General features: G+C 37.8%; 20 protein-coding genes and 1 pseudogene. 4 read left to right on the forward strand and 17 right to left on the reverse strand.

Features of this window, described 5'->3' with window-relative positions:
* Positions 1-77: 77 nt before the first annotated feature.
* Together BN1206_RS06035 and BN1206_RS06040 are read right to left on the reverse strand one after the other, a co-directional pair.
* A complete protein-coding gene (locus tag BN1206_RS06035) occupies positions 78-296 on the reverse strand; it encodes a YneF family protein (RefSeq protein WP_013438154.1) in 219 nt (72 codons plus the stop codon).
* Between the two features lie 65 nt (positions 297-361).
* Positions 362-625, reverse strand: coding sequence for a DUF896 domain-containing protein (locus BN1206_RS06040; protein WP_013438155.1), 264 nt, complete (start codon positions 623-625; stop codon positions 362-364).
* Between the two features lie 151 nt (positions 626-776).
* Between BN1206_RS06040 and lexA the strand changes: the two genes are divergently transcribed.
* Positions 777-1,403, forward strand: coding sequence for a transcriptional repressor LexA (gene lexA, locus BN1206_RS06045; RefSeq protein WP_013438156.1), 627 nt, complete (start codon positions 777-779; stop codon positions 1,401-1,403).
* A gap of 34 nt (positions 1,404-1,437) precedes the next feature.
* Here lexA and BN1206_RS06050 read toward each other — a convergent pair whose 3' ends face one another.
* The 3 genes from BN1206_RS06050 to rplS form a co-directional block, all read right to left on the reverse strand.
* Positions 1,438-2,226, reverse strand: coding sequence for an SGNH/GDSL hydrolase family protein (locus BN1206_RS06050; protein WP_022087336.1), 789 nt, complete (start codon positions 2,224-2,226; stop codon positions 1,438-1,440).
* On the reverse strand, positions 2,226-2,873 hold the full coding sequence (locus BN1206_RS06055; protein WP_052543056.1) for a uracil-DNA glycosylase: 648 nt from the start codon (positions 2,871-2,873) through the stop codon (positions 2,226-2,228). The genes BN1206_RS06050 and BN1206_RS06055 overlap by 1 nt, the downstream gene beginning before the upstream one ends.
* A 341-nt stretch (positions 2,874-3,214) precedes the next feature.
* Positions 3,215-3,562 carry a 50S ribosomal protein L19 gene (gene rplS, locus BN1206_RS06060; protein WP_003629071.1) on the reverse strand — a complete coding sequence of 116 codons (348 nt, stop codon included), beginning with the start codon at positions 3,560-3,562 and terminating at the stop codon, positions 3,215-3,217.
* 195 nt (positions 3,563-3,757) lie between these two features.
* On the opposite strand from rplS, the gene BN1206_RS10360 reads away from it, so the two are divergent.
* Together BN1206_RS10360 and BN1206_RS10245 are read left to right on the forward strand one after the other, a co-directional pair.
* Entirely contained in the window at positions 3,758-3,961 is a 204-nt protein-coding gene (locus tag BN1206_RS10360) for a low temperature requirement protein A (protein ID WP_052543057.1), read from the forward strand.
* A gap of 377 nt (positions 3,962-4,338) precedes the next feature.
* Positions 4,339-4,899 carry a low temperature requirement protein A gene (locus tag BN1206_RS10245; protein ID WP_255349909.1) on the forward strand — a complete coding sequence of 187 codons (561 nt, stop codon included), beginning with the start codon at positions 4,339-4,341 and terminating at the stop codon, positions 4,897-4,899.
* Here the strand turns inward: BN1206_RS10245 and trmD are convergent.
* The 6 genes and pseudogenes from trmD to BN1206_RS06100 form a co-directional block, all read right to left on the reverse strand.
* Positions 4,849-5,568 carry a tRNA (guanosine(37)-N1)-methyltransferase TrmD gene (gene trmD, locus BN1206_RS06075; RefSeq protein ID WP_052543058.1) on the reverse strand — a complete coding sequence of 240 codons (720 nt, stop codon included), beginning with the start codon at positions 5,566-5,568 and terminating at the stop codon, positions 4,849-4,851. The genes BN1206_RS10245 and trmD overlap by 51 nt on opposite strands.
* The gene (gene rimM / locus BN1206_RS06080; protein WP_022087341.1) at positions 5,558-6,073 is read right to left on the reverse strand and encodes a ribosome maturation factor RimM; all 516 of its coding nucleotides are present in this window, start codon (positions 6,071-6,073) and stop codon (positions 5,558-5,560) included. The genes trmD and rimM overlap by 11 nt, the downstream gene beginning before the upstream one ends.
* Positions 6,074-6,139: 66 nt before the next feature.
* On the reverse strand, positions 6,140-6,412 hold the full coding sequence (rpsP, locus tag BN1206_RS06085; protein ID WP_003547870.1) for a 30S ribosomal protein S16: 273 nt from the start codon (positions 6,410-6,412) through the stop codon (positions 6,140-6,142).
* An 88-nt stretch (positions 6,413-6,500) separates the two neighbouring features.
* A complete protein-coding gene (gene ffh / locus BN1206_RS06090; RefSeq protein ID WP_013438167.1) occupies positions 6,501-7,931 on the reverse strand; it encodes a signal recognition particle protein in 1,431 nt (476 codons plus the stop codon).
* Between the two features lie 3 nt (positions 7,932-7,934).
* Positions 7,935-8,276, reverse strand: a complete 342-nt coding sequence (gene ylxM / locus BN1206_RS06095; RefSeq protein WP_013438168.1) for a YlxM family DNA-binding protein — start codon at positions 8,274-8,276, stop codon at positions 7,935-7,937.
* A gap of 50 nt (positions 8,277-8,326) precedes the next feature.
* Positions 8,327-9,050, reverse strand: a pseudogene (locus BN1206_RS06100) (GRP family sugar transporter).
* Positions 9,051-9,193: 143 nt separating this feature from the next.
* Between BN1206_RS06100 and BN1206_RS06105 the strand changes: the two are divergent.
* A complete protein-coding gene (locus BN1206_RS06105) occupies positions 9,194-10,621 on the forward strand; it encodes an APC family permease (RefSeq protein ID WP_052543060.1) in 1,428 nt (475 codons plus the stop codon).
* Positions 10,622-10,688: 67 nt separating this feature from the next.
* Here the strand turns inward: BN1206_RS06105 and BN1206_RS06110 are convergent, their stop codons facing one another.
* The 6 genes from BN1206_RS06110 to BN1206_RS06135 all read right to left on the reverse strand — a co-directional run bounded on the left by BN1206_RS06110 (position 10,689) and on the right by BN1206_RS06135 (position 20,103).
* Positions 10,689-11,102, reverse strand: coding sequence for a MarR family winged helix-turn-helix transcriptional regulator (locus BN1206_RS06110; protein ID WP_014565961.1), 414 nt, complete (start codon positions 11,100-11,102; stop codon positions 10,689-10,691).
* Between the two features lie 59 nt (positions 11,103-11,161).
* Positions 11,162-12,583, reverse strand: coding sequence for a C69 family dipeptidase (locus BN1206_RS06115; RefSeq protein ID WP_013438172.1), 1,422 nt, complete (start codon positions 12,581-12,583; stop codon positions 11,162-11,164).
* A gap of 45 nt (positions 12,584-12,628) precedes the next feature.
* Positions 12,629-13,948 (reverse strand): signal recognition particle-docking protein FtsY, encoded by a 1,320-nt coding sequence (gene ftsY, locus BN1206_RS06120; protein WP_052543061.1) that lies wholly within the window; start codon positions 13,946-13,948, stop codon positions 12,629-12,631.
* The gene (gene smc, locus BN1206_RS06125; RefSeq protein ID WP_052543062.1) at positions 13,949-17,518 is read right to left on the reverse strand and encodes a chromosome segregation protein SMC; all 3,570 of its coding nucleotides are present in this window, start codon (positions 17,516-17,518) and stop codon (positions 13,949-13,951) included.
* Positions 17,519-17,530: 12 nt separating this feature from the next.
* Positions 17,531-18,217, reverse strand: a complete 687-nt coding sequence (rnc, locus tag BN1206_RS06130; protein WP_013642162.1) for a ribonuclease III — start codon at positions 18,215-18,217, stop codon at positions 17,531-17,533.
* Positions 18,218-18,330: 113 nt separating this feature from the next.
* Entirely contained in the window at positions 18,331-20,103 is a 1,773-nt protein-coding gene (locus BN1206_RS06135) for an oligopeptide ABC transporter substrate-binding protein (RefSeq protein WP_052543063.1), read from the reverse strand.
* Positions 20,104-20,153: the final 50 nt, after the last annotated feature.

A 20,153-nucleotide genomic window follows, 5' to 3' on the forward strand; every position in this document is an offset into this window, starting at 1 on the left:
ACTCCATTCTTTAAAAAGAGCACCAAAAAAGACGAAGGAATAATCCTTCGCCTTAACACCACAAAATAATCTAATAATTACTTTTGTTGATGCTTCATCATGTTCATTACTTGATGAACCTTCTTGTTAGAAGGCTTTTGTCCCATTTGAGACATCATAGCAACGATCATATCTTCACTAATAGGAGGATTTTCCTTAAAGTATTTCTTCATGTATGCTCTTGCACCATAAAAACCTGCTGTTGCACCAACTAAAAGTGCAATAATAATCAAAAATATTGCTAAACCTAAATTCATATTATATCCTCCATCTAACTAACAATAATATCTTACATAATTTTTCACTTTTTTAAAAGGCTTAATTAATCTTTTCTAAGTCCTTTTCTTCTTTGAGCGCGTTTAGCTCTTTCAGAAGTAACTTCTTTACCATTCTTATCGATGATTACCATATCCTCGACATCTTGCTTAAAAGCAGCTCTGAAGTTTGCGATAAATTTCTTATGAAGTTCCTTACGCTCTTGTTCCTCTGCAGGTGTTAAGCCTTCTCTTTCCTTCTTGTGGTAAAGTTCATTAATGCGATCAGTTACCTTTTTTTCTTCTTCTTTACTCATAATATCTTTATTCATAATATCCACCTCACATTGACAATCATTAGTCTACCTTATTTTTAAACTAAAAAAAAGGTATAATTCTTAGAACGCTTGTTTGAGATTATTTGATTTTTCTGTTAAAATTACTTATAAGAATAAATAACTAAAATTAACGGAGAAAATGAAAATGCCTAAGAAAAACAGTGAAACTAAACAATTAGAAATTTTACGCTATATTTATGACACTGTCGAACATCGCGGCTTCCCACCTACAGTGCGTGAGATTTGTACCGCAGTTAATCTATCTTCAACTTCAACTGTCCACGGACATTTAGCTCGTCTTGAGCGCAAGGGCTTATTAATTAAGGACGCTACTAAGCCACGTGCCTTGGAAATTACCCCTGAAGGTAAAGATGCCCTTGGTATTAAGCCAAAGGAAATTCCAGTTGTCGGCGTGGTTACCGCAGGTCAACCAATCCTTGCAGTACAGGACATTGATGAATACTTCCCACTTCCACCAGATTTGGAAAATGATGCTGGTGAACTCTTCATGCTTAAGGTTCACGGTGAAAGTATGATCAACGCTGGTATTCTTAATGGCGATAGCGTCATTGTCAGAAAACAAAATTCAGCTAACAACGGTGAAATTGTTGTTGCTATGACCGAAGAAAATGAAGCCACAGTTAAGCGTTTCTACAAGGAAAACGGTCATTACCGCCTCCAACCTGAAAATGATACTATGGATCCAATCATTTTGCCAAAGGTAAGCATTTTGGGTAAGGTTGTTAGCCTTTACCGTAACAATATTGATTAATAATATTCACGAAATAAGCTAAATTGAATTTAGCTTATTTTTTTAGCAAAAGATTGTTTAGTTGCTCTTCAAATAAAGGCATCCATTTCTCTAAATAGCCAGCACGCGTTGGATGGATTTCATCAGCCATATAAAGTGAATCTTGCTTTTTAAATTCGGAATTATGATAAAGATCCAGTACTTGAACTCCCCATTTTTTAGCAAGTTCAAGCGTACTATCTACCATTTGTTCATACAAATTACTTTCAAAGTATGGATTGGTATAAATCAAAATAGGACAATCCCACTTTTTGTGTGCTTCATTGATGATATACTCAATAGAACCAATAATGGTTTGCGTATCAAAAGTATCATCTGAACTGATTTTACCCAGTTTTTGATTGGTATTGGCATCATTAGTTGACAGTTGCAAGACAAGCATGTCTGGCTTATCTTCTTTAAGCTCTTCCTTAAAACGGGCAACGTATGAGTCACCATGATAGCTTGTATCTTGATCTACCAAAGTCGTGCCATTTTCAGCATCTTTAATAGCGTCGATTCCGTCTTTCTTCCATAAATAATCTACAAATGATTCACCTAAGGCACCAAAGCCAAAAGTAACTGATGAGCCTAAGAACAAAATCTTCTTATGACGCAATGGACTTTCAATCGTTTTAACACTATTCAAACTATACTTGCGGCTGTTGCCAGGCAAATATGCAAGTTCAGTATATTTACGTTGATTTAGGGGATGCTCATCCAAATCCATTCTCAACTCATTTAAGGCAACATCAGACAAATCATTATTTTGTCTAATAGGTATTAAAAAAGTTTCGTTACTCATTATTTTTCCTTTTCTAGATAAGGCTTAATTACCTTCCAATCTTTAATAATATCATCACTTAGTTTGCGATTGTAAAAAATAGCAGCTGGATGATATTCAGGAAAGATCGTGTATTTTTGTTTTGACCAAACATAACCATCTTTTTGTGGATTGAGCCGTAAAATTGGCGTATTTTCAATTACTTTGCCATGTTCTTCCGATATTTTATGTCCTGGACCAAGTAAACGTTCCAATCCGGTATTGCCTAAAGCGACTATTAATTTAGGTTGCGCATAATCTATTTCATAGTCTAAAAAAGGTGCATGCGCTAAAACTTCCTTTTTGGTTGGCTTGCGATTGGGATACTTAGTAACTTCCTTATTCTGACGTTTACTAAAGACCTTTTTAATTGCATATGGTCTGCTTCTGACTGCACTAGTAATGTAGACATCATCTCTAGTTAAGCCGATCTGTGCTAAAGATTTATTTAATTCTTTGCCTGCATCCCCACTAAAAGGAATGTTATTAACTATTTCATTTCTGCCGGGTGCTTCACCAATAATCATCAACTTAGGATGCTTAGGTCCACTACCTGAATTAATTCCTTCAAGTCGCATACCTGCAGAACGTTTTTTAACTTCATCTATCAACTCTTGAGGATAGTTCAACCACTTTTCCTCCCTTTATTTTTTCTAACATTTACATTATAAGTAATGCCGACCACTATTTCACTTTTTTGCTTTTTAGAGTATAATAAACACAATTTAATATTAAACAAAAGCCGCCGGTGTGGATAACTGGTGGCTTTTGTTTTAATTCCACATAGAATGTTGATTTTTCAAAATTAACTTTCACAAGCCGTAAATCTCTTTATATCAGCAATTATAAGTATTATTTTACCGCTTTGTGATAGAATGTTCATGTTACACAGCTGTTTCACACCTAATTATTTTCACAAACTAATGTAAAAAAATAGTCGATTCTCACGAATCGACCATTTTTCATTTTATTAACGACGTGCTTCAGCAATTCTTGCTGACTTGCCGTGACGTTCACGTAAGTAGTAAAGCTTAGCGCGACGTACACGACCATGACGCTTAACTTCTACCTTAGCAACACGTGGGTCGTTAACTGGGAAAGTTCTTTCAACACCAACACCTGAAGCAATCTTACGAACAGTGTAAGTAGCACCGATGCCAGTACCCTTCTTCTTAATTACAACACCTTCGAATAACTGAATACGTTCGTGAGTACCTTCAACAACACGTACGTGAACAGTAACAGTATCACCTGCACGGAAAGCAGGAATATCGTCACGAATTTGTTCTTTAGTTAATTCTTGAATTAATGGATCCATAATATATTTTTCTCCTTCTTCGGTCTTCATCAACGCACCAGCGTCAGCGGAACACCCATAACTTATAAATTCCGTGGAAAATCCACGCTTACTAGTATAACAAGGTTAGACTAACTGTTCAAGTTAAAAATCAATTACTAACCTAGCTTTTTTTATCTTTGTAGTAAAATATTTTTTATAAATCAAGGAAGAGTAATGAATAAAATAGTAAATTTTTTGGGCAAGCCACGTACTATCAAAAATGTGATTAAAAACCGTAAAACTTCTTGGTTAGAATTATTCTATGATTTAATTTTTGCTGTAGTCTTTTCACGACTAACGGAAAGCTTACTAGAACATCGAACACTAACCGGATTTATTAATGCAATCCTGACATTTTTCTGGCTAATTTGGGGTTAGGGCGGGTTCAGTGGTTATTTTGATAACCATGGTAACGATTCAATTATCAACATTTTAATTATTAATATTGATATGATCTTAATTGGCTTAGCTAGTATTTTCATCCCTGAAGCAGTAAACGGTAATTTCCATCATATAACTTGGCTATATATCATCTTAGAACTGTTTATGGGTGCTGTCTGGATCGGTTTAAGAATCTTTGATAAAACACACGGACCAGCTGCCAGAGTTTGGGGTATAACTTGTTACAGCTGCAATCATTGCCTGCGGCCTCTTTTTTAGTAATCAGCTTTTATTCTGGTTCTTAGTAGTCGATCAATATCTTTGTAGTTATGTTAGCTAGTTCTCGTCTTGAGCGAGAATATGAAAGAACCAACATGGTTCATATAATCAAAGATTCATTGATTGAACGCTACGGTCTAATGACAATGATCGCTTTAGGAGAAATCATTTCAATTCTTTACGACTTTAGCAAGACGCCGATCAATTGGAACCGATTCATTCAATTCACTCTTTGTATAATTTTGGTTGCGCTATTGGCAGCTGTATATTATCAAGTTTTAGGTGAACTTCATATTCAACTAAATTCTTCGATTGCTACATCTCTTACAGGCTGGTTATTTTTATTAGTAATTCTTTTTGCCTTCTTAATTGGCGTTAGTCTTCACCTAGTAATCATTGATGGAAATCTTGAAAGCAAAATTTTATTTAGTTTTTCTTTGATCCTCATGCTGCTAATGATCCGAGTTTTGTTTTTAATCAGTATTCATTTCAAATTGTCAAAACTTGAGGTCAAACTTAGCTGGATTCTCCTGATTGAAATGATCATCAATCTATCAGCTGCCTTTTTACCAGCCATGGGAATGATCCTTTTAGATATTCTTGTTTTAATTTGCTTCAGCTTTAATGTCAGCCAGCATCTTCTTTTCTTCATCTGAAAGCTCACGCTTTTCAAGCATATCAGGTCGATGAAGATAAGTTGCCTTTAAAGCTTGATAATGGCGCCATTCGTCAATCTTTTGGTGGTTGCCACTAGTTAAAACCTCCGGCACCTTTTGGCCTTCAAAGTCTGCTGGGCGAGTATATTGTGGGTATTCAAGCAAGCCATGAGAGAAGCTCTCTTCAACTGGACTGGCCGCATTACCCAAGATACCAGGAATTAAGCGCACAGTAGCATCAATCATGCTCATTGTTGGCAATTCACCGCCAGTTAAGACGTAATCGCCAATTGAAACTGTTTCATCAGCTAAGTCATACACGCGTTGGTCAAAGCCTTCATAGTGACCACAAATAAAGGTTAATTCATCTTCCTTAGCCCAATCCTGTGCCATTTTTTCATTAAAGGTTTTGCCTTGTGGCGCAGTAATAATTATCTTACCAGTTGAAGGAAGTGAATCAAGTGCCTTCTTGATTGGCATGATTTGTAAAACCATGCCGGCTCCACCACCATATGGGGTATCGTCAACATGATGATGAACATCGGTAGTGAAATCACGGAAATTAACTAAATTGAGATCCCACTTTTTGTCTTCAAGACCACGCCCTAACATTGAAACTTGTAATGGAGTAAACATATCTGGAAAAAGGGTTAAAACATTAATCTTCATCGCGCAAGCCCTCCATTAATTCTACATAAACCTTCTTGTTAGGAACATCAACCTTTTTTACTACGTCTGCAATATTAGGAATCCAATATTCTTTACCGTCATCTTCATGAACTAACCAAATATCATTAGCACCGGGCGATTGAATATCGGTAATTTTACCTAATCTTTTTCCAGATTCTTCATCAATCACATCGCAGTCAAAAATATCTTTGTAGTAATAAACACCTTCTGGCAATTCACCACGATTATCTTCACTAACTACCAAAATTTGACCACGAAGTTTTTCTGCCTCATCAATATCATTTACTTCATCAAATTGAAGCAGCCAAAATTGTTTGAAAGGACGGCTCTTTTTAATAGTCAAAATTCGATCAGTATCAGCCTTTAAAGCTAGCTGCATCCCTTCCGCAAAACGATCTTCCGGGAAATCTGTAATCACGTTAACTTTAACTTCACCATTTAGGCCATGCGTGGTTAAAATCTTTGCAACATCAAAATATTGCATTTTTTCTCCTTTATAGTAACAAAAAAAGCTTGAAGCACTCGGCATCAAGCTTTCTCTAATAGCAAATTACTTGTTGTATTTTGCATCGTGCAACTTAGCCATCAAGCCAGCACCTGAAAGAAGTGATCTAACAGTGTCTGAAGGTTGTGCACCCTTTTGTAACCATTCAAAGATCTTGTCTTCGTCAAGCTTCAATTCCTTTGGTTGTGAAACTGGGTTGTAGTAACCAACTTGTTCGATGAAACGACCGTCACGTGGCATACGTGAGTCTGCAACAACGATTCTGTAGAATGGCTTTCTCTTGGCACCAGCGCGGTGCATACGAATTTTAACTGACATAAATTAATTTCCTCCTAAAACTTAACGATTAATAATATACCACCAAAACAAATGGGTGTAAAGTATTTTTCCTTAACAGCTTCATTTTTTATGAATGATATCTCTTAACCTTACGCAGACGCTTCTTCTTGTTCTTCTTGAAGTTCTTATTCATGCGGCGCATAGCCATCTTGGCCATTGGTGAATCCATACCAGGCAAGTTGCTTAAGCCCTTCATGTTACCCTTAGTAACCTTGCTCATCATTTCGCGCATTTGCTTAAATTGCTTGATCATTCGGTTTACTTCAACAACGGGACGGCCAGAACCGGCGGCAATTCTTCTACGACGGCTAGGATTCAAAATATCTGGATTTTCACGTTCTTCTTCAGTCATTGAGTAAACAATCGCTTCAGTATGATCGATTTGCTTTTGATCAACGCTCAAATTCTTAAGTTGAGGATTATTAGCAAGACCAGGAATCATCTTCATAATTTGATCCAAAGGTCCCATCTTTTGTACTTGTTCAAGTTGATCGACAAAGTCATTGAAGTCGAAGGTGTTTTCACGCATCTTTTCAGCAACTTTTTGTGCTTCCTTGGCATCGTAATCTTGTTGAGCCTTTTCAATTAAGGAAAGCATATCACCCATACCAAGGATTCTTGAGGCCATTCTGTCTGGGTGGAAGACATCCAAGTCACTTAATTTTTCACCTTGACCAGTGAAGAGGATTGGCTTACCAGTAACGGCACGAATAGAAAGTGCAGCACCACCACGGGTATCACCATCCAATTTAGTCAAGATAACGCCAGTAACGTCAAGACGTTCATCAAAGCCCTTAGCCACATCGGTAGCAGCTTGACCAGTCATGGCATCAACTACAAGCAAGATGTTGTCAGGGTTGGCAACCTTCTTTACTCGTTCAAGTTCTTCCATTAATGGTTCATCGATTTCAAGACGACCAGCCGTATCGATTAAAACATAATCGTTTTTGTTCTTTTCAGCTTCAGCTAAACCATCTTGAACAATCTTGGCAACGTCCTTTTCACCATCTTCGCTATAAACCGGCACCTTCAATTGTTCACCAATTTGCTTAAGCTGATCTACAGCGGCAGGACGATAAATATCGCCAGCAATCAAAAGTGGACGAGCCTTCTCGGTCTTTTGCAAATGGTAGGCTAACTTACCAACAGTAGTAGTCTTACCAGTACCTTGCAAACCAACCATCATAATAATGGTAGGAATGTGCTTAGACTTGTTAAGAGGAACTGCTTCCTCACCCATCATCTTAGTTAATTGCTCATTAACAATCTTGATGACTTGTTGGCCTGGGTTAAGACTTTCTTGAACTTCCTTACCCAATGCTTCTTTTTTGATTGTCTTGATAAAGTCCTTAACAACCTTGAAGTTAACGTCGGCCTCAAGCAAAGCTAATCTAATTTCACGACTAGCTTTATTAATATCTTCTTCTGAAACTTTACCTTTACCGGTTAAATTTTTTAATGCTTTTTGAATTCGTTCACTTAAATTTTCAAAAGCCATGGGTTACTCTCCCCTCAATTGATTTAATAAATTCGTTATTTCATTTTTAGCAGTTTGACTATCATCATTATCAATCGACAATAATACGTCCGCCAATACATTTTCAATATGGTCGTTATCTCTACGCATATGAAGCTTATCTTCATAGTTCTGCAAAATTTTGCTCGACCGTTTCAAATTATCATAAACGGCTTGTCTTGATACATGATGATTTACAGCAATTTCACCTAGGGACAAATCATTATAGTAATAATCTTCAAAATATGATTGTTGGCCCCGAGTCAGCAATGTGCCGTAATAGGCATATAAATCGCCAAGCTCTTCATTTTTAGTTAATTCATCCATTAAGTTTCACCAGCCTTTAGTATATCAAAAAAGGCCCCTGATCAAAACGATCAAGACCCTTCTTTTCTAATTTTACTTGGCAAACCGGTTAAAATACTACCACCGACGATAAAAATCAACCCAATAACAATGTAGGTCATTTCACGTTTAGATTTTTCTTCATGTAAGAACCAGATACCACCCGACACCGGCAATACTGTTTCGCCAAATCATCTTATTGCGATAAACTGCTGTTGAATGTGATGCAATGACATAAACTACAGTACCAACTAAAACACCGAGCATTTCTGGAAAAATATAATCTAATCCGTTCACGCCAGGATTAATATCCTTGGCAATCAGCTTTGGAAAACTTGAATAAATCCAGAAACCAATCGTTGTAATGAGCAAGAAGGCAATATTTTTAGCATTAGCATCGCCTGATCCCTTGTCATCACTGTTAGAACTTAATACGATACCGATTACTACCAGTGCTAAGGCAATGAAACCAATAACTTTTGCTTGTGCCGTTGGCCATTCGCCAAAGATTAAAATACCGATTCGGGTATATGAAATGAATTGTCCCATTTGTCCAATTGTCCATAGCATCCCTGCTACAAAGGCAACTGCCCAAGTTGCAGCATCAAATGCTGGTCTAGTGAACAAATAAATAATAAGAGCAGTAGCTGAAGCACCAATACCCATTCCTGCAATCTGGCTTTGAGGCGAATCTTTAACAGTTAATGGGATAAGGCCCCAGCCAATAATGTTAACTAAAGCGATTAATAAAGCCATAACTCTATTTTTTGTTTGTAACTAAAAGTAAACACTTTCAACGTACTCAAAGTGAAATATTTAAAATTATTCAGTTGATTTTTTAACGTATTTTTAATTATAATGAAGTGCATACCATATTATTTTTAAGGAGGAGTTGCGTTGTGAATCTTTGGCAAAGAATGAACAAAAAAGAAGATCCACGCGTCTATGAAAACAAAGATGGATACCTGGTTCGCTCATTGAAGGTAAAAGACTTTTTAGCATTAGGTGTCGGAACGATCGTCTCTGCTTCGATCTTTACCCTACCTGGAGAAGTTGCAGCGATGCATACCGGACCTGCCGTTGCTATCTCCTTTGTTTTAGCAGCTGTTGCAGCAGGACTTGTAGCTTTCGCTTACGCAGAAATGGCAGCAGCTATGCCTTTTGCCGGCTCAGCTTATTCATGGATCAACGTTGTTTTTGGTGAATTCTGGGGTTGGGTCGCAGGATGGGCGCTTCTTGCCGAATACTTCATTGCCCTAGCTTTCGTCGGATCCGGACTTTCAGCTAACTTCCGTGCACTGATTGCACCATTAGGTCTTAAACTACCAAATTCATTATCAAATGCGTTTGGTAATAACGGCGGAATCATTGATGTCATCTCTCTTGTTTCTATTCTTTTAGTTTCAATCTTGATCAGTCGTGGTGTTTCAAGAGCAGCTCGAGTAGAAAACGGTTTGGTAATCTTAAAAGTTTTAGCAATTTTGCTCTTTATTGTAGTTGGTTTAACCGCAATTAAAGCTTCAAACTTTACTCCATTTATTCCAGAATACCGCATGACTGCTAACGGACCATTTGGTGGCTGGCAAGGAATTTACGCAGGTGTTTCAATGATCTTCCTATCATACATCGGCTTTGACTCAATTGCGGCCAACTCAGCTGAAGCTATCAATCCACAAAAGACGATGCCACGTGGTATCTTGGGTTCATTAGCTATCGCTGTTGCTTTATTTGTTGGCGTAAGTCTTGTACTTGTCGGAATGATGCCTTACCAAAAATACGCTAACTCTGCTGAACCAGTTGGGCTTGCTCTTCGCTATGCTGGACATCCAATTGTGGCTGTCGTTGTACAAACCATCGCCGTTCTTGGGATGTTCACTGCTTTAATCGGAATGAGTATGGCTGGTTCGAGATTGATTTACTCTTTTGGTCGTGATGGGATGCTTCCTAAATGGTTAGGTAAGTTAAATGCGGATCGTCGACCCAATAATGCATTATGGACTTTAACTGTTGTAGCCATTTTACTGGGTGCCTTCTTCCCATTCTCAATGTTGTCACAACTTGTTTCAGCAGGTACGTTAATCGCATTTATGTTTGTATCTTTAGGTATTTATAAATTGCGTCCACGTGAAGGCAAAGATATTGATGATCCATCATTTAAGATGCCATTTTACCCAGTATTGCCTGCCTTAGGCTTCTTAGCTACATTAGTTGTCTTCTTAGGATTAGACTATCAAGCTAAGCTTTACGCTGGTATCTGGTTTATTTTGGGCTTAATCATTTACTTTGGTTATGGTATTCATCACTCAATTTTGGATAAAAAGAAATAAACTTTTATTAAACTTTTATAAAGCAAAAGGTGCCTAGGAAAAATATTCCTAGACACCTTTTTTGATTTTAATATAAATCTTTGTTTTCGCTTGATTTAAGCATCTTCTTTAATACATTAACCAAACCTAAGGTTTCATCTTTGCTCAGCATCCCTGTAATGGTTTGATCAGTTTCTTCACGGTGCTTTTCAACCTTCTTGCATAAATCTAAGCCTTTATCTGTTTCAACCGCTGTATTGTCAGAAACAGTAATTAAATTCTTTTGTTCAAGCTTAGAAGCTATTTGCTTAATCTTTTCATCTGTAACATGAAGCTCTTTAGCCAATTTGCTAAAGGTTTTACCATTCTTATGATGACGCAATTCAATTAAGAATTCGAGTTCATTAGCATCAATATCAAAACTCTTTAAGTCATCATTCATTTGCTTTTCAACTTCATTGCTGATCTTAGTCAGAAATGAACCAATTGTACCTTCTGCCATCTATATCTGCCTTTCAAATTCACAAAAAAGCAGCGAAACGCTGCTTTTTTTATCTATTATTAAAGATTTTCATCCATGTTGAAAGTCAACTTAGACATGTTGATTGAGTCAATCATCATTTGACCCCATAACTTTTCAGTTTCCTTACGAGTATGAGCAACAGTCTTTTGGTTTTCTTTAGTCAAGAATTCAGTCAATTCATCGCCTGACTTGCCTTCCGAGTCCTTGATAATTTCTTCAACACGACCTCTGAAGTAACGGTTAAGTTCAGTAAGGTAAGTAGTATCAAGTTGAACAAATTGTGGGTAGTGACTTTCTACAATGGCTGCAAATGACTTGTAGTACCACCATGCGTCATTCATGTTGTAATCCATTGAAGTATTGTTAAATGAAGGATCAGTATCGTTCATGTTAGCAAAGAATGGAATGAATGGAGTAAATGTTGGACCACCAATACATAACCACATAATTGCGGCACGGTCTTCTGGAACATCACTTCTGATTTGCAAGATATGAGCGTTTTGTGTACGGTTCAAACCAATTGGACGGTAGCGGTGCTTTTCTTCATCGGTACCCTTACCAAATGGATCATATGGAGTGTCTTGGTAGTGTGAACCTAATGCAAATTCAATATCTTCCTTGGTAATCTTCTTAGCAGCCTTACGGATGAATGGAATATCACCATCTTGTGGGTCTTGTTCAATTTCAGGGTTGAACAACTTTTGAATGTACCATTGACGGTTAGTGTTGTAGTGACGGTCTTGTTCAGTGTAAGTACCGAAAATGTGACGGAAGTTCCAGCCTTCGTGATCTGGGTTCAAGTGGTGCTTTTCAACGAATTCTTGAATGCCTTCACTCCACATGAAGTAATCAGGGTTGTCGAAGTCAACTTGTTCAATAGCTACACGGTTACCAGTTGCAGCGTAGCAATCATCTGGAATACGTTCTGCTACCCAGTGGTGACCAGTAACGATTTCCATGTACCAGATTTCATCTTTGTCACTGAATAAAACTGAGTTACCAGCAGGTGAACCGTACTTAGCAATCAATTTACCCAAGTACTTAACACCATCACGAGCTGAGTGAATGTATGGCAATACTGAAGTTTGCATACAGTCTTCATCCAAACCATCCTTAACAAGTGGATCGAATGCTAAGGTTCTTTCGTTACCGTAAGTTGATTCGGTACATGACATAGCAACGTTTTCTTGGTTAATACCACTTTCGTCGTAGTAACCACGGTGCTTGTAATCAACATTAGGTACGGCTGGAACACGTTGAGCATCTTCTGGAAGATCCATTTCAAACTTGTTAAGCCATGACTTAATGTGCTTCTTTTCACCATGACGAGCTGGTTCAATAATGAACTTTTGTGGGGTAATAGGACGGAAAGTATCATCGTTACGAGCAATCATGGTAGTGCCATCGATTGATGCTTTCTTACCTACTAAGATAGTAGTACAAGCGCTATATTCTTTCATAAAATTCTCCTTATAACTAATATAGTATATGCTTTTACTTTATCACTAGACTAGGCCGTGGAAAAGACCAATAGCATAATTTGCAGCATCAAAATCTGCTAAATCTTCTGCCTTTTCACCTAAACCAACCAATTTAACTGGCAACTTCATTTCGTTACGGATTGCCAAAACAACTCCACCCTTTGAAGAGCCATCAAGCTTAGTTAAAACTAAACCGGTTAACTTAGTGGTCTTGTCAAAGTCTTTGGCCTGCAAAAGGGCATTTTGTCCAGTTGAACCATCAAGAACCAATAAAGTTTCTGCTGGTTGTTCAGGCAATAATTTCTTGATCGTTCTTTGAATCTTTTCAAGCTCAGCCATCAAGTTCTTCTTATTTTGCAAACGACCTGCTGTATCAACTAACAGATAATCAGCTTGTTCTTTAATTGCCCGTTCAGTAGCATCGTAGACAACTGAAGCAGGATCTGCCTTCTCTTTACCAGTTACAACAGGGACACCAACACGCTTGCCCCATTCTTCCAATTGTTCAACCGCACCTGCTCTAAAAGTATCGGCTGCAGCCAAAATAACGGATTTACCTTCATCTTTAAAGCGTTTAGCCAATTTACCAATGGTAGTAGTCTTTCCGGCACCGTTAACTCCGACAAAAAGGTAAACATTAGGTTTAGCGTCAGGATCGTAAGCTAATTTTTCATCCTTACCTTGACCACCTTGGTCGTAAAGGTCAACCAATTTTTCAACGATTACTTGCTTCAAATCATCACGTGATTTAGCATTTTGCAACTTAGCTTCTTCACGCAATTCATCGGTTAATTGTTCAGCTGTTTCAAAACCAACATCAGATTCAATCAACAAATCTTCAAGATCATCAAAGAAGTCTTCATCTACTGATCTAAATCTTGCAAAGAAGGCATTTAAACGCGCACCAAAACCTTTATTGGTTTTTTCAAGCCCCTTTTCATAAAGCTTTTCTTGAGCATCTTCTTCATCAGAGGATTTTTCCTCATCATTTTCTTGCTCTGCTGGTTGTTCTTCTTCAGTTTCAGATTCAGCCTCATGTGTTTTTTCTTCGGCTGGCTTCTCTTCTACTGGTTCAGACTCTTCAGAATTTTCCACTTCAGTAGCTTGTGGTTCTGGTTCTACTTCAGTTTCAGATGTAGGTTCATTTTCAGCCTCAGAGGTAGTTTCTGCTTCAGATTCTTCTGTTGCAGCAGTTTCTTCAGCTGACTCTTCTTTTTCAGGTTCAGCTGATTCTTCTTCTTGCTTTTCTTCTTCCTCTTGTTTTGGCTGTTCTTCTTTTTTCTCTTCTTCGTCCTCGTCTTTTTTACCAAAGAGAGACTTTTTAATTCGATCAAATAATCCCAATTATCTCACCTCATGTTTGTTCTTTAATTCTTTTAATGATACAGACAATACTTGAGAAACACCAGATTCTTGCATTACTACACCATACAATTGATCAGCCTTACGCATGGTTCCACGTCTATGAGTAATTACGATAAACTGCGTCTTCATATCGTACTTAAGCAAAAACTGGGCAAATCGAGTTACATTTGCATCATCAAGGGCAGCTTCCACCTCATCTAGTACACAGAATGGTACTGGATTTACTTGCAACATTGCGAACAGCAAAGTAATAGCAGTTAAGGCTCTTTCACCACCAGAAAGCAAACTTAAGCGTTGCAATTTCTTGCCAGGTGGTTGAGCGATAATTTCAATTCCTGTTTCAAGCAGGTTATTTGGCTCGGTTAGTTCAAGTTTAGCCTTTCCTCCGCCAAAGACTACAGGGAAGATTTGCTTAAAGCTGTCTGCAATTGTATTAAACGTATCCTTGAATCGAGTTTTAACCTCTTCATCAAGTTCATTCATGGACTTTTCAAGATCGTCACGTGCCTTAAGCAAGTCGTTTTGTTGACCACTCAAGAAGTCATAACGCTTTTTAACATCTTCATATTCTTGAATTGAATCAAGGTTAACTGGACCAATATCTTCAATTGACATGCGATGCAGTTTAACGCTCTTAGCTAATTCATTTCTGGTGTCTTCATCATTTTCGCCTTCAGCCTGAGCAAGAGCTGCCTCATAAGTTAATGAGTAATCATCACGCAAAGTTTCAAGACGTTGATTAATTGCACTATTGAACTTAGCTAGTTGCACTGAATAGCCTTCTTGTTCAATCGCGGCATCCTTACGCAATTCATAGTTTCGACTAGCTACTTGATCCAGCTGATTGATTTGCGCATCAAATTGACCCAATTGTGAACTAAGCTCATTCAACTTGGTTTGTAAGTCTTCAGTTTGCTGCTTGAGGTCCGCTTTTTGCTTCTTCAGATCGGTATTCTTTTGAACTGAACGCTCACCACTTTGAGTTAAATCTTGCAGTTTGTGCGTCAAATCAGCAGTTTGTTCTTGATTATTTCTAATCTGCTGTTTCTTCTCATTTTCTTGGCTACGCAAGTTTTCTAATTTGTTGGTATAAACCGCAATATCTGGATCCAACTTGGAAAGCTGATCTTGAACCTTTTGACTCAAGCTGTTAAAGTTTCTAATTCGCTCTTGCAGCTGATTCATTGCAGTTCTTTGCTCTTTACCTTGCTTAGTCAATTCATTTTGCTTGGTTTGAGCTTCTTCAATCTGCTGCTTTAATTCTTTAATCCGAGAATCACGTTCTTTGATTCTAGATTCGTACAAATTATTAGCATCGGTTAAACGCTTAACTTCTTTTTCTTGACTTTGGAAAGAAATAGCAACTTCATTAATTGCTTGATTAGTTTCTTGCAAAGAACTTTGAAGCTTTTGCAATTCAGCATTTACTCTTTGGGCTTGATCAACTAAGGTTTCAAGTTGATTCTGATCTTCTCTCAAAGTCTTAGTCAAAGTCTTGATTTGTGCTTCTAACTGATTGATTTCAGTAGCGGTTTGCAATGGAGAGTTATTCCGCTGATTTCTTTGTCCACCAGTCATGGAACCACCAGGTGAAATTACATCCCCATCCAAAGTAACGATTCGATAGCGATTGATGCGCTTAGAAATAGATAAAGCAGTATCAATCGTATCTACAATAATTACGCTACCCAATAAGTAATTGATTGCAGCGTTAATATTATGCTCAGTTTTGCTTTCAACTAAATCGCTAGCTACGCCTCTAAACCCCTCATATGATTCAAGTGTAGTAACGGTTGATTGAGGGATGCCATATTGACGCAAACCGTCTAATGGCAAGAAAGTGGCACGACCTGCACGATTGCGCTTCAATTGGTTAATTGCGTTTCTAGCACTAATTCTGCTATCGGTAATTAAATCCTGAACGCCACCCCCAAGAGCAGTGGTCATCGCAGCTTCTAGTTCAACTGGGAAGGAAATCAATTCACCTACTGCACCAATTACGCCAGGAAAGGCATTCATGTTGTTTAAAACATTACGAACACCATAGTAATAACCCTCGTGACGTTTTTGGATGTTAACTAAAGCTTCATGACGAGCCTCAATTTTTTCTAATTTTCCTCGCTCATTGGCAACTGTCTGACGCAATTGATTAACCTTATTAGTCAAGTCGCTATTTTGATCGCCAACTTCGGCTAACTTGATCTTTTCACTCTTGCGCTTTTCAGTTAAAGTTTTGCCTTCGGCACGGAGCTTCTCGAGTTCAGTCTTTGCCTCACTTAATTGCTTTGAGACATCGCTATTTTGATAACTAGTATCGACTTTGCTTCGCTTTAATTCAGTATTCAAGTTAACGATTTGGTTATTAGTCGTCGCTTGATCTTGAAGCAACTGAATATAATCATTTCTGCAGCTTTCCAGTTTCTTATTTAATTCTTCTGGATCTTCCTTTAATTCTGCAGTTAATTCATCACGTTGCTTTTGTAAAACAGCCTGCTTATCCTTTAACTCTGTCGCATTCTTTTGCAAAGAAGCCAAGTCTTCATTTAATTTAACCAGGCTATTTTTCAAACTCTTAACTTGATTTTGATACTCGACCTTAGTCGCATCATCAAACTGACGAGATTGCTCTGCCATTTGCAAGCTAGCATCCAAATCGGACAACTTCTTACTTAATTCAAGCAGTTGCTTTTGCGTATTATCACGCTCAGTTTGCAGCTTCTTATACTCGCCTCGTTTTTCAGAAACTGCATCTTGAGAGTCCTTAACTTCATTATCTAATTTAGATAAAAGAACTTGACTCTTCTTAGCAGACTTTTCTACATCTTCTTTTTGACGGTTGATATCTTCAATTTCAAAAGCCAATAGACTCTTTAATTTCTTGTCTAAACCTGCCTTTTGAAATTGATATTCTTTAGCCAGTGAGCTTTGTTCATGTAACGGCTCAAGACGACCTTCGAGTTCTTTAACTAAATCATTAATTCTAATTAAGTTATCTTGTGTCTTTTTGAGTTGCGTCTGTGCTTCTTCTTTTTGCTGCTTAAAGTGAAGCACACCAGCTGCTTCCTCGAAAATAAGTCGTCTTTGTTCTGGACGAGAATTTAAGATTTGATCAACGCGTCCCTGGGAAATAATGGCCAAACTATTTGGTGAAATTCCTGAATCAAGGAAAAGTGCACGAACATCGCGCATTCTAACTTGTTGATTGTTGATCAGAAATTCACTGTCGCCTGAACGCAAAATTCTTCTGGTAATTGAAACTTGATCGGCGTCAAAAGCCAATTCACGATCTTTATTATCAAATACTAAAGTAACTTCTGCTTTATTCAGTGGCTTACGATATTGACTACCAGCAAAAATGACATCCTTCATGTTGGTACCACGAAGGGATTTAGCACTGGATTCACCCATTACCCAACGGATAGCTTCAGTGATGTTACTTTTACCACTACCATTAGGTCCAACGATGCCAGTAATTCCGTCATTAAAATGAATAGTTGTCTTTTCCGCAAATGATTTAAAACCATCAAGCACTAATTCTGTTAATGGCACTTTTTCGTCCCCTTACTCTAATTCTTTTAATGCAGCCTTGGCAGCTTGTTGTTCTGCCGCCTTCTTATTATGGCCTTCGCCGCGAGTCTTAGCCTCATCATTGATCTTTAATTCAACTTCAAAGTGCGATGGCAATTGTGATTCACTGATGACTGAATATTCAATATTAACGGGACCATTTTGTTGCAACAATTCCTGCAAGTCCGTCTTATAATCGCGTGAATCATCAAACTCACCCTTATCAATTAAAGGATAAACTGTTAAATGCAAGAAGTGCTCAACTGCTGGCATCCCTTGATCAAGATATAAAGCACCATTAAAAGCTTCAAAAACGTCTTCTAGTAAAGTTTTACGGCTTCTAGCACCAGCTTTTTCTTCACCATTGCCCAAATGAATTTCTTTTTGAAAACCACATTCAATCGCAAATTCAGAGAAGCCTTCAGTTCTAACAATATTAGATCTTAATCTAGTTAATTCACCTTCATTTAACTTAGGGTAATGACGATACAAATAATTAGATACAGCCAATTCAAGAACGGCATCACCTAAAAATTCTAGTTTTTCATAATCACGAATCCCAGCGTCAGGGTGTTCATTTGAATATGAAGAATGCGTAAATGCTTCTTCTAGTAATTTTTCATTATTAAATTTAACATTATATTCGTCTTTTAATTTCTTTAAAAATTTTGTACTTACCATATAATTGCCCCTTTATACCTAGTAAATTATACCAGTTTTACCACTAAAATTTGAATGTCAAAAAAGACTACTTCAAAAAAATGAAGTAGTCTTTTAATATTTAGTAATTTTTATTACTTAGCGTAAGCTACATTGTACCAGTTAGGGAAACCGTTACCCATTGAAGCTGATGGCTTAAGTGAGTAGCCAGTAAGTTTCTTGTTAACTGCAGTAATAGTGTAACTGTTTGATACAGGAAGAACGTAAGCTTCGTCATCCATGTACTTTTGCCATTCGTGGAATTTATCAATTCTGTATTGGTGGTTGAAGGCCTTTTGTGAGTCCATTTCATCAAGAAGTTGAGTGTTCTTCTTAGTTACGAAACGTGAGTAGTTCATTGGAGCTGTTTGACTGTAAAGGTCGTTTGGTGATGGTTCACTTGAAAGTGACCATGCACCCATGAACATATCAACTGATGGGTCATCGTTTTGAACCTTGTCGTAGAATGAGTTAAATTCAATTAAACGACCGCCAGTAAGCTTAACGTTCAAACCTTCCTTCTTCCATTGTTGGATGTAGTTTTGGATGATTGGTTCTTGGTTAGCATTACCACTCATAGCTGCAAGATGAATAGTCAAAGGCTTACCGTTAGGTTGTACACGGTAAGTACCCTTCTTCTTGTAGCCAGCCTTGTCCAAGATTTCGTTACCCTTCTTAATGTTGTATGAGTAACCCTTAACATCCTTGTCGAAGTAGTCACCGAATTGCTTAAGAATCAAAGTAGGAATTCTAAAGCTTAAGCCGTATGAGTAACGCTTAGCAACTTGGTTAACGTTCATACCGTAACCAATGGCTTGACGAAGAGCCTTGTTGTTCATCTTGGACTTAGGGTTCATTACGTTTTCGCCCTTCTTAGCGTCCCACTTACCTACCTTAAAGCCAAGGTATGAGTATGAAAGTGGAACAGTAGCAATGAAGTTAACGCCCTTAGTATTCTTAACGTTTGGCCATTGTGAGTTGATAACTTGGATAACGTCAAACTTGTTTGACTTAATACTTTGAGCAACTGAGTTAGGGTTGATTACAGTAGCGGTAATCTTGCTAAGCTTTGGCTTGCCCTTGTAGTAGTACTTGTTTGGTACCCAAGTAGCTGATTGACCACGAACAAGTTTTTGAAGCTTGTATGGACCAAAGAACAAAGGCTTCTTACGGATCTTGTCGCTTGACATTAAGTCTGAGAATTTAACGTCCTTTAAGTAGTGGTAAGGTGCTGCAGCTTCCCAGATGTAGCCATTACCACTAGTGTTCATACCTGGCTTCATAGTCTTAAAGTGAAGAACAACCTTACGACCATTTTCACCATCTGGCATTTCAAGACCAGAAATAGTGCTTGCCTTACCTTCGTGGTATTCTTTCAAACCTACCAAGTCAGCTAAACTTGCAGTGTAACGTTGTGACTTAGAATTCTTGTTAGCAATAATTTCGTAAGCGTATTCGTAGTCCTTAGCGGTTACTTGCTTACCATCTGACCACTTAACGCCCTTCTTAATGTTGATAGTTGCAGTCTTGGCCTTTTGGTCAATCTTAATGGTAGCTGCACCCTTATTAGTGAAGACATAATGATCATCAGTTGAGAAAAGTGATTCAGCACCATATTGCATAACTTCGGTATCAGTTGCTGAAGTTGAAAGTTCATCATTAAAAATACCTGTGAATGGGGTATCGGTTTCAACAGCAACCTTTACAGTACCACCGTTCTTGGTAGCCTTCTTTGGAACAACTGAACTAAACTTAGCAGCAGTTGAAGCTTCATTAGCGTTTTGATTAGATGACTTCCCACAAGCTGCTAAAGTAAGAGCAACACCTGATAAAAGTGTAATGCCAGCAAATACTTTTGCCTTTTTCATTAGTAAAAATCCTCCATAACTTGGAACAAGTTGATACTATCAATAATAGC

The sequence above is a fragment of the Lactobacillus sp. OTU4228 genome, from assembly GCF_001006945.1.
Classification (GTDB): domain Bacteria; phylum Bacillota; class Bacilli; order Lactobacillales; family Lactobacillaceae; genus Lactobacillus; species Lactobacillus amylovorus.

Coding starts and splice junctions, on each gene's coding strand:
- BN1206_RS06035 (WP_013438154.1), bottom strand. CDS start 296: ATGAATTTAGGTTTAGCAATATTTTTGATTATTATTGCACTTTTAGTT.
- BN1206_RS06040 (WP_013438155.1), bottom strand. CDS start 625: ATGAATAAAGATATTATGAGTAAAGAAGAAGAAAAAAAGGTAACTGAT.
- lexA (WP_013438156.1), top strand. CDS start 777: ATGCCTAAGAAAAACAGTGAAACTAAACAATTAGAAATTTTACGCTAT.
- BN1206_RS06050 (WP_022087336.1), bottom strand. CDS start 2,226: ATGAGTAACGAAACTTTTTTAATACCTATTAGACAAAATAATGATTTG.
- rplS (WP_003629071.1), bottom strand. CDS start 3,562: ATGGATCCATTAATTCAAGAATTAACTAAAGAACAAATTCGTGACGAT.
- BN1206_RS10360 (WP_052543057.1), top strand. CDS start 3,758: ATGAATAAAATAGTAAATTTTTTGGGCAAGCCACGTACTATCAAAAAT.
- BN1206_RS10245 (WP_255349909.1), top strand. CDS start 4,339: ATGGTTCATATAATCAAAGATTCATTGATTGAACGCTACGGTCTAATG.
- trmD (WP_052543058.1), bottom strand. CDS start 5,568: ATGAAGATTAATGTTTTAACCCTTTTTCCAGATATGTTTACTCCATTA.
- rimM (WP_022087341.1), bottom strand. CDS start 6,073: ATGCAATATTTTGATGTTGCAAAGATTTTAACCACGCATGGCCTAAAT.
- rpsP (WP_003547870.1), bottom strand. CDS start 6,412: ATGTCAGTTAAAATTCGTATGCACCGCGCTGGTGCCAAGAGAAAGCCA.
- ffh (WP_013438167.1), bottom strand. CDS start 7,931: ATGGCTTTTGAAAATTTAAGTGAACGAATTCAAAAAGCATTAAAAAAT.
- ylxM (WP_013438168.1), bottom strand. CDS start 8,276: ATGGATGAATTAACTAAAAATGAAGAGCTTGGCGATTTATATGCCTAT.
- BN1206_RS06110 (WP_014565961.1), bottom strand. CDS start 11,102: ATGGCAGAAGGTACAATTGGTTCATTTCTGACTAAGATCAGCAATGAA.
- BN1206_RS06115 (WP_013438172.1), bottom strand. CDS start 12,583: ATGAAAGAATATAGCGCTTGTACTACTATCTTAGTAGGTAAGAAAGCA.
- rnc (WP_013642162.1), bottom strand. CDS start 18,217: ATGGTAAGTACAAAATTTTTAAAGAAATTAAAAGACGAATATAATGTT.
- BN1206_RS06135 (WP_052543063.1), bottom strand. CDS start 20,103: ATGAAAAAGGCAAAAGTATTTGCTGGCATTACACTTTTATCAGGTGTT.